The 12,880-nt window shown below is 63.2% G+C and carries 7 protein-coding genes and 1 pseudogene; 5 read left to right on the top strand and 3 right to left on the bottom strand.

Going from position 1 to position 12,880, the window contains the following annotated elements; all coding sequences use genetic code 11:
- Positions 1 to 503 (top strand): transposase (locus tag E6C55_RS05760; RefSeq protein WP_136368833.1); only part of this gene is annotated, 503 nt, incomplete at its 5' end.
- 1,634 nt (positions 504 to 2,137) lie between these two features.
- Here the strand turns inward: E6C55_RS05760 and E6C55_RS05755 are convergent.
- Positions 2,138 to 3,304 carry a GGDEF domain-containing protein gene (locus E6C55_RS05755; protein ID WP_136368832.1) on the bottom strand — a complete coding sequence of 389 codons (1,167 nt, stop codon included), beginning with the start codon at positions 3,302 to 3,304 and terminating at the stop codon, positions 2,138 to 2,140.
- Positions 3,305 to 3,393: 89 nt separating this feature from the next.
- On the opposite strand from E6C55_RS05755, the gene E6C55_RS05750 reads away from it, so the two are divergent.
- From E6C55_RS05750 to E6C55_RS05740, 3 genes are read left to right on the top strand one after another with little or no spacing between them, the layout of a single operon-like run.
- Positions 3,394 to 4,575: a glycosyltransferase family 4 protein gene (locus E6C55_RS05750; RefSeq protein ID WP_136368831.1), complete on the top strand. Its 1,182-nt coding sequence runs from the start codon at positions 3,394 to 3,396 to the stop codon at positions 4,573 to 4,575.
- Positions 4,576 to 5,853 carry a metallophosphoesterase family protein gene (locus E6C55_RS05745; protein WP_230986555.1) on the top strand — a complete coding sequence of 426 codons (1,278 nt, stop codon included), beginning with the start codon at positions 4,576 to 4,578 and terminating at the stop codon, positions 5,851 to 5,853.
- Between the two features lie 40 nt (positions 5,854 to 5,893).
- Positions 5,894 to 9,196, top strand: coding sequence for an AAA family ATPase (locus tag E6C55_RS05740; protein WP_136368830.1), 3,303 nt, complete (start codon positions 5,894 to 5,896; stop codon positions 9,194 to 9,196).
- Here E6C55_RS05740 and E6C55_RS05735 read toward each other — a convergent pair.
- Positions 9,153 to 10,202: a YkvI family membrane protein gene (locus E6C55_RS05735; protein WP_136368829.1), complete on the bottom strand. Its 1,050-nt coding sequence runs from the start codon at positions 10,200 to 10,202 to the stop codon at positions 9,153 to 9,155. The genes E6C55_RS05740 and E6C55_RS05735 overlap by 44 nt on opposite strands.
- A 138-nt stretch (positions 10,203 to 10,340) precedes the next feature.
- On the opposite strand from E6C55_RS05735, the pseudogene E6C55_RS05730 reads away from it, so the two are divergent.
- A pseudogene (locus E6C55_RS05730) lies at positions 10,341 to 11,582 on the top strand (ArsB/NhaD family transporter); the annotation flags it as partial.
- 499 nt (positions 11,583 to 12,081) lie between these two features.
- Here E6C55_RS05730 and E6C55_RS05725 read toward each other — a convergent pair.
- Positions 12,082 to 12,687 carry a hypothetical protein gene (locus E6C55_RS05725; RefSeq protein ID WP_136368827.1) on the bottom strand — a complete coding sequence of 202 codons (606 nt, stop codon included), beginning with the start codon at positions 12,685 to 12,687 and terminating at the stop codon, positions 12,082 to 12,084.
- Between the last annotated feature and the right edge of the window lie 193 nt (positions 12,688 to 12,880).

Raw genomic sequence — 12,880 nt, 5'->3', positions numbered from 1 at the left:
TGCTCGGCACGTCCATCGAATCGATCCGCAGCATTCAGAAACAGCTCAAAGATCTCGACAAGGCGATCGCGCGTGTTCTCGATGGCATCCAGGGCGCCCAGTGCCTGCTGTCGGTGCCGGGCATCGGCAAGGTCTACGCCGCCGGGCTCCTTGGCGAGCTGGGCGATATCGAGCGCTTCAAGGATCAGGCCGCCGTCGCCAAATATGCGGGGCTCACCTGGCGCAGGCACCAGTCCGGCGCTTTTGAAGCGGAGAACACCACCCGTATCCAATCCGGCAACCGATTCCTGCGCTACTACCTGGTTGAAGCTGCCAACTCGGTCCGATTGCGCGATCAGGAATTTAGCGAATACTACCGGAAGAAGTACGACGAAGTCCCGAAGAATCAACACAAGCGTGCCCTCGTCTTAACGGCAAGAAAACTCGTGCGTCTGGTCGATGTGCTGCTACGCAACGGCCAACTTTACACGCCTCGAAGGAAGGTGAACAGCGCGAAGGATTAACGCCTCCTTTGCCAAAGTCCTTCACGGAATTCCCAGTAAAAATCTGGTATTAGCCTTGATTTTCGACTGGGTTTAGTTTGGTGTACCTTTTTTCTACTGCTCCTTGCTTGATGCGCGAATGAAATTTCCAATTCGCACGTTTCAAGGACTTGACATCATACCGCTGGACTCTGCCGGCATTATGCCTCTTCTCCCGTTCGTTCAGGATAGGAATGCGCCGGGAACACTCGGCTGTGGTCGGGACACGGCGTTGATTGATGGTCTGCGATGGTTGGAGTATGGCATTGGTCGATAGTCAGTGCTGGACCAAGTACGGCGATGGTCGGGGGACGGAGTACGGTGATGGTGGGGGGCGGCATTGGTCGACGATGAGCGTTGAACGGAGTTCGTCGATAATCGATGGTCTGCGATAGGTCGATGGTCAGCGATGGTCGATGGTTTGCGATGGTCGATGGTCAGCGTTGGTCGATGGTCAGCAATGGTCGATGGTCAGCGATGGTCGATGGTCAGCGATGGTCGATGGTCTGCGATGGTCGATGGTCTGCGATGGTCGATGGTCTGCGATGGTCGATGGTTTGCGATAGGTCGATGGTTAGCGATGGTCGATGGTCTGCGATGGTCGATGGTTTGCGATAGGTCGATGGTTAGCGTTGGTCGGGGCGGCTTCGGTGCTGTGTGCAGAGTTAACAGGCCGACTGGAGGCCGGAGGGTGATCGGACGGCAGGGAGGGTCGAAGATCGCCAAGCCGGCTTCCAGGCGTCCGCTCCATCGATCCGCGCCGCCAAGCAGCATGAACGGTAATGGATGCAAGAGGGTCTGTCAGAAGGTGGACGTGCGAAGTCCATGATCCCTAAGAGGATGTTCCTGAGTCGGCGGGAGAAGAGGCATAAACGTCCAAATGGGGGATAATGCCACGCCTGTATCACAATATATACCACAATATGGTAATTAATTCGCAAGGGGAGTGGGTGGAAGGGAGAAAGGGAGGAAGATAGCGCTCGGCGGGACGAGGAAGTTGGAGGGGGGACCTATTTGTGGGGTTAAAGCCATCACAGACCTCGTCGCCTTGTCATCGTGAGCATGCTTTTTTTATTCGTAACGGCGGACCGAAGTGCAAGTTTGGGCCTGCGATAAGGTCGGTGAAGCCGCTCGTATCGCAGATGCCAGGAATTTATGTGAAATTTCACATTCGTGCAGCCTCGCAGCGGGGCGGTTGGCAGATTCTATGTGAAAAATAGCATACATAGAGAAAAATCCGGATCGAGGTGCCGCATATATGCTAAAAACCACATAAAACGCCTCGATTCCGGCTAATTGAAGCCGATGAATGTGAAAAACCACATAAAAATCGCCAAAACAGCGGAGGGGGACATCGACACGAACAACGTTGCGGGGAACCGACACGAACAACGTTGAGAGAACCGACACGAACAACGTCGAGAGAACCGCCGGGGCGCTTTTCCAGACAAATTACTCAGCCGCTTTTCCAGCCTGCCAACTAACCCATCTGCCAGCGTCCCCTCCAACCTGCCAACAAGATCGCCTATCGACGCGCCTTCCCCCCTGCTAACCAACTCACCTATCGACGCGCCATCCACCTTGCCATCCAACCCAACTACCCACCGCCTGCCTGCTCACACAACGCTTGAGTGAGCCAGCGACGAGAAGTCCGTGACCCGGTTCTTGCCGGACTTCTTGGAGTGGTACATCGCTTCGTCCGCCATCTTCATGAGCTTCTCGGCGGAGGTGCCCTTCCGGCCGAGGCAGAAGCCGACGCTGACCGTTACGATCGTCTCCTTCTCGATGCGGGCGCGGATATTCTCGGCGACTTGCGCGGGGGAGAACTGGCCCTGCGAGACGAAGGCGACAAGCTCTTCACCGCCGTAGCGCCCGGCGAGGCCGATGCCGTCGGTCTCCTCCATCAGAATCTGGGCGGCCTGCTTCAGCACGATGTCGGCCTCGTGATGGCCTTGCGTGTCGTTCAGCTTCTTGAAGTTGTCGATGTCGCAGAAGATGGCGCCGACCGGATTGCCTTCGCGCAGCGCCCGTTCCATCTGGCCGGTGAAGAAGCGGCGGTTGTACAGATTCGTCAGGCCGTCCGTGATCGAGGAGCGGTATGCGGTGGACAGCAGCTCGACGACCCGCTCGAACAGCAGCATAAAAAACAAAACATAATAGATGATCGGCAAAGATAAGCGCATCGTCTCATAAAATGCAATATCCTCCTTCTGGAAGTGCCCGAGAAGGACGAACGCCTGCAGCGAGAACGAGATCATCAGCGTGAGCATGTACCGCTTCGGCTGACCCATATGCGGGGCGAACATGAGCGCGAAGAGGGGGCTGAGCAGCAGCATGAAGACGTCGAGCACGGGAGAGAACAGGTTCGTCCCCTCCCAGATTCGCTCCAGGCCCGACGTTCCCGTGAAGATGGCGCTGACCGAGATCGCCAGGCAAATTCCGAGTAGAGAATAATACCAAGCGCGTGTGCGCGGCCTCGATTTATGATACAGTTCAAATATGGCGAAGTTGAGCGTGATAAAGCTGAGCACGTACAGCGTGTTGCTTGAGAATGTCATTGCGGAATTGGCCGGAACGAGCTTGACGGCGAGCGCCAGCTCGAGCGCTTGCTGCAGGAAGCACAAGCCGAGCGACAGAATGAGTTTGCGGTAATTGGCTCTGCGGTTATGAACATAGAGACGATAGGCCATGAAGAGCATCATGCCGAGCAGAATAACGATGATTCCCGAGCTGAAGGAAGGAAGCTGGCTTGGCGTTATGGGCAGGTCCGTAGTGAGCTTCATAGAGCCTCCTCGTTAACTTTACAGAAACATATGTTCTAATATATCATAATTAAGATAGTCCTAAAAATAGGAGAATAGGAGGAGTCGCCATGAACGTCTTGCAGGCGCTGTTCTTCCCCCCGGAGCAGCCAGGAGGCGTATCCTCCATGGTTCCTTACATTAGGGAACGATTCCGCAAGCTGGGTTGGGAGATGGAGCTGTTCTCCCTGCCGCGGCGAATTCGCAACAAAGGCCAGGAAGAGATCGAATTCGATACGTTCGATTGGCATCCCCTTGCGGGCAATGCGATCGTCGATAAGTATATTCAGACGCTGAAGGACTACATCTGGTGGACGAAGCTCCGCCTCAAGGACAGCAAGTTCGACCTCATCCATGCGCATCATCCGATCGCCGCGCTGGCGATGAAGGCGATCTACCCGGACGTTCCCGTCGTCATGACGGTCCACTCGAGCTTCGAGCGCGAATTGATTCTCAATGGGAAAATCCTCGAAGGCGGCCCGGAGCATCGCTTCCTGACCTCGGTCTACGGGGAGTTGGAGCACAAGTGCGAGCGGGTGCTGACGGTATCCCATTCCTTCCGCGGCTATCTGGCCCCTTACCTGCGGGATTCCGAAGCCGTAGGAGTCATTCCGAACGGCTACGACGAGAAGCGCTTCAAGCCGATCTCCCACGAGAACGAAGTGACGCAGCTCGTCACGATCTGCCGGCTCGTCCCGGCGAAGGGCATCGACCTGCTGCTGAAGGCTTGCGCGGAAGTGCAGCAGCGCGGGCACCGGTTCGTGCTTCATATTATCGGCGACGGTCCGATTCGCGAGGAACTCGAGGCTCTGGCTCAGGAATTGGGCATCTATGAAAATACGATTTTCTACGGGTATATGTTGCATCCGGAGGAGTTGATGCCGTTCTTCGACGTGTTCGTGCTGCCGTCGCGGGCGGAATCGTTCGGCTCGGTGTTCGCGGAGGCGGCGCTCTGCCTGTTGTCTCTGGTCGGGACCGACGTGGGCGGCATTGCGGAGCAGATCGAGAACGGAGTCAACGGGCTTCTCGTCCCGGCGGAGAACCCTGCGGCCTTGGCGGAAGCGCTCGAGTCGCTTATTCTCGATCCGCATTATCGCTACGAGCTCGCCAGAGCCGCCTGGAACAAGGCGAAGAAGAGCTACTCGCTGACCCGCGTCATCAGCGAGCTGAAGAAAGTATACAGCGATCTCGGCGCGGACGATCTCGCCGCCGGGGATGAGCCGGAGGAGCAGGCGCGCGGGGAGGAAGCGTAAGTGACGATCCCGTTCACCTTCCTTCACGCGGCGGATCTTCATCTCGACAGCCCGTTCCGCGGCCTGGCGCGAGCGCCGAAGGCCGTCCGGGAACGGCTCAAGGAATCGACCTTCGCCTCATTCGAGAAGCTCGTCTCTCTCTCGCGGCTTGAGAAGGTCGATTTTGTCGTGCTTGCGGGCGATCTGTACGACGCGGCGGACCGTTCGCTGCGGGCACAGCTTCGCATGCAGAAGCAGCTAACGCTTCTGGCCGAGGACGGCATCCCCGTCTTCATCGTTCACGGCAATCACGACCCGGAGAACGGCTGGCAAGCCCGGCTCGACTATCCGGAGCAGGTGACCGTGTTCGGCTCCCGCCGTGTGGAATTCCGCGCGGTGGACAACCGCAGAGGCGAGCGGATCGCCCACGTCTACGGGATCTCGTACCGGGAGGCGGCGGTTCGCGAGAACCTGGCCGCCGGCTTCGAGAAGAAGGAAGGAGCGCCGTTCCATCTGGCGCTGCTTCACGCCAATGTGGACGGAGACGCGGCCCACGACAATTACGCCCCATGCCGCTTAAGCGAGCTGGCGGGAAAGGGCTTCGACTACTGGGCGCTCGGCCATGTGCACGGGCGTCGGGTGCTCGGCGAGTCGCCCCATGTCGTCTATCCGGGCAACAGCCAGGGAAGAAGCATCCGCGAGATTGGACCAAAGGGCGGGTACGTCGTCTCCGTCTCGGAGACGGGAGACGTCTCGCTCTCGTTCCGGGATACGGCGGACGTCCTCTGGACGGAGCTCGCCGTGTCCATCGAGGGCATTCGGACGGAGCAGGAGCTTAAAGGAAGGCTCGAAGCCGCGATGACGGCCGCGGCGGCGGAAGCGGGAGGCCGTCCGGTTGTGCTGCGCCTTCGTCTGGAAGGCGCGGGCGTTCAACACGACAGCTTGCAGAGCCCGCAGGTCGTCGCCGAATGGCTGGAGAGCCTCCGGGAATGGTACGGCTCGCCGGACGAGTCGGACGCGTGGGTATGGCTGGACAGCTTGGACGTGCGCACCCGCCCGGAGCTCGGCGGAACCGATCCGGCCGAAGGAGACGGCTTCCTCGCGGAGCTGCTCAGGCAGGCGCGGAGCGCGGAGGCGGACGGAAGCGAAGGGAGAAGGCTGCTGGAAGAGGCGCTGGAGCCCGCGCTGCGTCAGCCGAAGCTAAGGGAATGGACGTTATCTCTCGGCGACGAGAGGAGAAGCGAGCTGATCGGCCAGGCCGCGCGGCTCGCGGCAGCGCTGCTGCGGGAGAAGGAATAGGCGGGCAGAAGGCTCGGAGCGGGAACGGAGGAGAAAGCGTATGCGGATCAAAGAGCTGCAGATCGAGGGCTTCGCGGCCTTAAGCGGGGAGATTGTCCCGCTGGACGCGCCGCTCACCGTCGTCGCGGGGCCGAACGAAGCCGGGAAGAGCACGATTCACCGCTTCATCCGCAGCCTTCTGTACGGCTTCGCGAACCGGGGCCAGCCGGCGGAACGCGCAGAGCCGGTCCGCGGCGGCCGGCACGGCGGCCGTCTGGTGCTGACGGACGGCGAGAAGGAATGGCAGCTCGAACGGTACGGAGATGCGCCGAATCGGCGCGGCGGTCCGGTCGTGACGCTGCGCGACGAGGAGGGCCGCGAGAGCCTCCTGACCCAAGCGGAGCTTGAGCGGCTCTGGCTTGGCGGCGTCTCGGAGAAGCTATTCCGGCAACTGTTCGCGGTGACGCTGGACGAGCTGCACGAGCTGCGGACGCTGCAGGGCGAAGAGGTCGGCAACTACTTGTACCACGCGGGCATCGCCGGGGGCGCCTCGCTGACGTCGGCGATCAAGACCGTCTCGGCCGAGCTGGACAAGCTGTACAAGCCGAAGGGCGAACTGCCGGAGCTGAACCGGCTGCTCGCGGCGCTGAAGGAAGAGGAAGCGGAGCTGCGGCAGAGCCGCAAGGGTATCGGGCCGTACAATGAAGCGGTCATGGAGCTGGAGGAAGCGGACCGCGAGCTGCGGGCGGCGGAAGGGCGGCTGCCCGATCTGCGGCAGGAAGCGGCGGTCGCCCGGGGCGCGGCGAACGCGCGGGCGGAATGGCTGCGAAGCGAAGCGCTGCGGCTGGAAGAAGCGGAGCTGGCGCAGGAGCTTCCGGACCCGCAGGCCGAGCCGCTTCCGGAGTTCGCCGCCGTCAAGTGGGAGGCGCTCGTCGCCGGACGGGAGGCGGACCGGGAGCGCCTGAACGCGGCGGCGGAGGAGCGCTCCCGGCTGCATACGGCGCGCCGGCTCTTAAGCTGGAGCGAAGAGCTGGTCCGGCGGCTGCCGGAACTGGAGGCGCTCGAGGCGAGGAGGGAGACCGTCGCCGCCCGGAAGGAGGAGCGCGGCGAGCTGGCCGCGGACATCCGGCTGCTGGACGAGAGTCTCGTGTCCATGCTCGGACGGCTGTCCCCGGAGTGGGAGGAGGCCGAGCTGCAGACGTTCGCCTCGCTCCCGGAGCGGGAGCGGGCGCGGCAGCTTCTCTCCGCGCTCGAAGAGGCGGAGAGCCGGCTGGAGCAGACGGAGGGCGAGCTGCGGCGGCTTGAGCGGCAGCAGCAGGAGCTGCTGGAGGAAGAGGAGGCGGAGCAAGACGGTGCGCAGGCGCAGCGTCTTGCCGTCCGGGGCCCGGCGCCCGGAGGCCCCGAGCTGCTGCCGCTGGGCAAGGAGGCGCTGCTCTCGGCTTGGAACGAGCTGGAGGACGCCCGGAGACGATGGGAGCGCGCCGCTTGGGAGCTGCGGCTGGCGACGGGGCCAAGCGAGACGTCTGATGATGCATCCGGCAATGAGCCCGAGCTTGGACGTCGCGGCAGGAAGAGCGTCTCCGGCAGAATGACCGTCTCGGGTGCTCATCTGACGGCACTGCTGGCGGCGCTGCTGGCGATCGCGGCGATTGTGCTGCCGCTCGCGAGCGGCATGCCGGCAGGCGAAGCGGCCGGCTATTATGTGCTCGCCGCGTGCCTGGCGGTGTTCGCGCTCTGGAACGCGCGGCCCCGGGCAGGCAAAGCGCCGGCCGGGCGGAGCGATTCTCCCGAGCTCGGCCGGAGATTGGCCGAGGCGCGGGAGGCCGCTCGCGATAGCGAGCGCCGCCTGGCGGAAGCTGCGGCGAAGCTGTTCGCGGGGCAAGAGCGGCTCGCGTCCCGGCTTGTCTCGGACGCGGCGGGAGACGCCTTCTGGCGGCAAACCCGCGATGCCGTGCAGGAGCGCATTCAGCGCCTGGAGCGGGAAGAACGGGAGCGGGAGGCTCATCTGGACCGAGAGCGGGAGCGGGATCTTAGGCGCAGCGCCCTGCGGCGGGAGCGGGAGCGCCTGGAGCGGGAAGCGGGCGATGGCCGGAGCCGCTCCGAGGCCGCGAGGAACGGCTGGCTGGCGTGGCTGCGCGAGCGGAGGCTGAGCGCGGCGCTGCCGCCCGAGCTGCTGCCGGAGCTGTTCCAGCTCGCGGAGCAGGCGCTGCAGGCGCTCCGCCAGCGGACGCGGGCGCAGGAGCGGGCCGCGCAGCTTCGCGCGGGCGAGGAGGCGTTCGCGGCGGAGGCCGCGAGGCTGTTCGCGGCTTGTCCGCCGCCTGCCGCGGCGGGCGGCGACGCGCTGCTCGCGGTGAAGCTGCTGCACGCGGACGCGCTGCGGCAGATGGGCATCGCCGCCGAGGCCGGCCGCCTGGACGAGCGGCTGCAGACGGCCGCGTCCGCGTTCGAGGCGGCCGGCGCTGCGGCGGCAACGAGCGAGGCCGCGGTTCGCGGCGCGCTGGACGCCGCCGGAGAAGCGGACGAAGCCGCCTACGAGCGGCGGCTTCGCGTGGACGAGCGGCGGCGGCTGCTGCGGCGCGAACGCCGCGAGGCGGAGCTGCGGCTGGCGGCCGGACGCGACGCGTCCGCCCTCGCCGAGCTGCAGGAGCGCCTCTCCCGCGCGGACGAAGCCGCGCTGGCGCAAGAGCTGGCGCACGCCGAGCAAGCGCTCGGCGATGCGGAACGGCAGCGCGCCGAGCTGCTGGAGCGGCGCGGGCGGCTCGCGCAGCAGCTGGAACGGCTGCGCGCGGAAGCCGAGACGGACGATCGCGTCGTCTCGATCGAAGAGAAGCGCGCCGAGCTCGATCGCCTCGCGGAGCGGTATGCGGTGCTCGCGCTGTGCGGGGAGCTGATCCGCCGCACGAAGACGGTGTTCGAGGAGGACAAGCAGCCTCTCGTTCTGCATCGGGCGTCGCGCTACTTCGAGATTCTTACGGCAGGAGCGTACGTCCGCATCATCGCGCCGGGAGACTCTGCCGTTCTGTTCGCGGAGACGGTCGACCGGAAGCCGATCGACAGCTCCTTCCTGAGCCGGGGCACGCGGGAGCAGCTTTATCTCGCTCTCCGCTTCGCGCTGGCGGGGGCGACTTCGCCGGAGCAGGAGCTGCCGCTGCTGCTGGACGATCTGTTCGTCCACTTCGACGAGTCGCGCCTTCGCCAAGCGGCGACGGTGCTCTCCGAGGTGAGCGCCGAGCGTCAGGTCATCCTGTTCACGTGCCACGAGCATACGGCCCGCGTGATGGCGGAGAGCGTGCCCGGAGCGGCGCTTGTCCGGCTTCCGGCTAGAGCGGCGGCCTTGGCCGGAGCCGGTTATCCTTCCCCATGAGGAGCAGCCAGCCGAGGCTCAGCATGCCGAACATCGGGTACAGCGTCGTCAGCAGCGGACCGAAGCCGAATTGACCGGCCGTGTAGCAGAAGAGGAGCACCCCTAGGGTCAGCCACATTTTGGACAGGTGGATTCGCTCTTGCAGTTGCAAGGTGAGGCCGTAGATGTCGGCGACAAGAGTTGTGAAGATCTCCATGAAGATAAGCAGCACGAAGATCCAATGAATCAAGGCGCCGACCTCGCGCGCGATGCCGCCCATCGGGATGTCGTATTGGAGGACGCCGGGCATCTGCGAGGACAGCGTCAGATGCCCGGCCAGCAGCATGGCGCCGATGCCGATGCCTCCGAGCCAGGCTCCCCGCTTCAGGGCGACGGGATCGGAGATGGCGTGGCCGAGCGGGACGAGCACGGCTTGCGACATCGACAGGTTAAACGCGGCGTACAGGAGCGGGGACATCCACGCCGCCCAGGGCGAGGCGTCGGTCTGAAGCGTCAGCCAGCGATCGGCTCCCGGGCCGTTCAGCGCGTGTGCAACGAGCAGCGAGGTAAAGATCATCATGAGCGGGACCACGATGGAGTTGATCGTCAGAATCGCGGACATCCCCTTGCGCAGGAGGAAGAAGCAGGCGAACATCGTCACGAGCAGGCCGGTCTGATAGCCGAGATTAAGATGCTCGGAGAAGACGGAGCCCGCCCCCGCCAGCATGACCGAGTTCACGCCCAGCATGACGATCAGCATGAGATGGCTGACCCACGCGCCCGCCCGATCGCCGAACAGGTGACGGTTCATGTCCTCGAACGACTTGGCCTTGATCTCGGCGGCGGTGAGCATCATCTTGGAGCCGAGCCAGACGAACAGCGCGGTCGAGACGAGGATCATCAAGGCGCCCCAATGGCCGAACCGGGTAAAAAACTGCATGACTTCGCGGCCGGTCGCGAAGCCCGCGCCGACGACGGTGCCGATGAACGTAAACGCAATCTGCAAGCTTAGCCCCCAACGCTTCATTCGCATCCCTCCATGCCGCTGGTCCTTGTCCTTCTCTCTGAATTCTATGAGGGAAGCGGGACGGGCATGACATAAGAGGAGAAGCGGCCTCCAATCATTCATTCCATCAATTGCGACAAGCATGGGAGTTCAGACACAATGGCCATCGGCAGCTCAATCGCTGTTTTCCTCCTTACCCTTCTTCTGATTATCGTTAAGCCAAGGCAATGGCACGAGGCGGTCTTCGCCGTTCCTGCGGCGGCGCTTCTGCTGCTGCTCGGGAATATCGGCCTGGAGGACGCCTCCTACATCTGGGGGCTCGTCTGGAACGCGACGCTCTCCTTGATCGGCATTATGATCCTGACGGCCGTTCTGGACGACATCGGCTTCTTCCGATGGGCGGCGCTCCATATCGTCCGGCGGTTCGGCCGACGTCCGTTGCTGCTGCTTGCCGGCTTCGCGGGTTTGGCGAGCCTGATTACGACGTTCTTCAACAACGACGGGACGGTGCTGATCATGACGCCGATCGTGCTCGAGGCGACTGCGCTGCTCGGCATGAGCCTGCGGGGACGGCTCGCCTTCCTGCTCGGTATCGGGCTCATGGCCGACACGGCAAGCGCGACGCTGCTCGTCAGCAATCTGACGAACATCCTGACCGCCGATTACTTCGGCATCTCGTTCGGCGATTATGCGCGCCATATGCTGCTTCCCGGCATCACCGCCGTACTTGCGACGATCGGCGTGCTGCTCTTGGCGTTCCGGCGCTCCCTGCTCCCGGAAGCGACCGACACCTCTGGCTCGTTCCCGGTTCCGGAAGCGGCCGACACAGCTGGCGCGTTCCCGATCCCGGCCACCGCAATCGCGGACCGGTTCTCCTTCCGGTTCTCGTGGCTCGTGCTCGTGTCGATCCTGGTCCTGTATCTGTTCGGGGAGCGGCTCGGAGTGCCGGTGTCCGTCGTCGCTTGCGGCGGCGCGCTTCTGCTGTGGGCTTTGGCCGCGGCGAGAGGGAGCATCGGTACCAAACAAATCGCGAGCAGGGCGCCTTGGCTGATCGTCGTGTTCGCCTTCGCGATGAACCTGGTCGTCTACAGCCTCCATCTGCATGGGGCGACCGCTTGGTTCCCGAAGCTGCTGGAGCCGCTCCTGCAACAGGGGCCGGCGGCGTCCATCTTCGGAACGGGGATTCTCGTCTCCTTGCTGGCGGCCGTTCTGAACAACCTGCCGGCGGTTCTGATCTCTTCCATGTCGATTACGGAAGCGGGAGGGGGAGAGCTGCTGCCGTTCGCCGCGCTGCTCGGCCTTACGATCGGGGCGAAGCTGACGCCGATCGGGTCGCTCGCCACGCTGCTCTGGCTCGGCTTGCTGCGGCGGGACGGAATCAAGCTGTCGTGGGGCGAGTACATGAAGGTCGGCGCGCTATTGGCGTTGCCGGTTCTGTTGCTGTCGCTCGGAGCGCTCTGGCTGCAGACGCTTTTGCTGTCGCCGTAGGGTGGGCGGGAGGATAGGGGGCGCCTGCTCCTGGGCCAACTTTGGGGGCCTACCGCCCGTCACCGTTCCCCACGAATGTGAAAAAACGCATAAAAAGCACAAGCGAATCGAGGCTCCAAAGCGGGCAACGAATACGAAAAATCACATAAAATTGGTCAGATGAGGCCCAAAAGCGGCCCATGAATGTGAAAAATCGCATAAAAAGTGCCAATCGAGGCTCCTAAGTGGGCAACGAATGCGAAAAATCGCATAAAAACCGTCAATGGGCCCCAAAAGGGACCCCGCGAATGTGAAAAATCATATAAATCCGCACCAAAACCAACCATGTCGCTGTACCGCGTCCTGCCAATCAAACCGTTCCACGCATCAAACCGCGCACAACGCCGCACCATACACCTATAATCCTGCGGCATCACGAGTTCCCGATCAGCTTCACCGACAGGATATCGCGGCTGACGGGGTCGAGGTCGAGCTTGAGCAGGCCGCCCTTCACGTCGAGCAGCAGAAGCATGTCCTCCGGGGCCAGCGCGAGGCCGAGCGCCGCCGCCGCTTCCTCGGCGCTGCCGCCGAGGCGGACGCCCTTGATGCCGGACGAGGAGGCGCTCCCGGACAGCTCGACGTACACGGCCCGGCCGCTGTCGTCGAAGCCGACGGTCGCTCCGGCATATTCCTTCATATGTATATCGGAGCGGCCGCTCGGCAGCTCGTATTCCGCCTGGACGTCGCCGAGCCGCTGCTCCGCTTCGGAGGCCGAGTCGCCGAGCCGGATTCCGGAGAGCTGCGGGTCGTTGGGGTCGAACGCAAGCTCGGAGACCGGCTCTTCCTTGAGGGAGGCCGCTTGCGCGTGCGCCGCTTCCGAAGCGGCCGGGGGGACAATCGCTTCGGCTGCTGCCGATGACGGCGCGGCTCCTTCGGCCGGAAGCTCCCCGATCAGGGAAGCTTGGCCGCAGGACGCCAGAAGCAGGGCGGTCAGCCCGGTCAACAAGATGGATGCGCACGTTCCGCCGATTGTTCTCACCGCGTTGTCCCCCTTCGGTTAAGCTTGGAATTAGCTTCGTTATTATGTATGACATTTTCCACCAGGCAAAAGTTCCGCTCTTCCGCCGTCTCCAAGAAATAAAAGTGCTAAGGTCCTAGAGCGTCGGCGGAATCGGGCGCGGGAACCGACCGTTGTCCTATTCATTCCCCGCTTGTTGCGGCTGCGAATCGCT

It is taken from the genome of Cohnella fermenti (assembly GCF_004801405.1).
Classification (GTDB): Bacteria; Bacillota; Bacilli; order Paenibacillales; family Paenibacillaceae; genus Cohnella; species Cohnella fermenti.
This window is presented reverse-complemented; position numbering and strand designations above follow the sequence as displayed.

Bases quoted from the DNA above. Each gene is read 5' to 3' on its own strand.
- E6C55_RS05750 (WP_136368831.1), top strand. From the start codon at position 3,394: ATGAACGTCTTGCAGGCGCTGTTCTTCCCCCCGGAGCAGCCAGGAGGC.
- E6C55_RS05755 (WP_136368832.1), bottom strand. From the start codon at position 3,304: ATGAAGCTCACTACGGACCTGCCCATAACGCCAAGCCAGCTTCCTTCC.
- E6C55_RS05735 (WP_136368829.1), bottom strand. From the start codon at position 10,202: ATGAAGCGTTGGGGGCTAAGCTTGCAGATTGCGTTTACGTTCATCGGC.
- E6C55_RS05740 (WP_136368830.1), top strand. From the start codon at position 5,894: ATGCGGATCAAAGAGCTGCAGATCGAGGGCTTCGCGGCCTTAAGCGGG.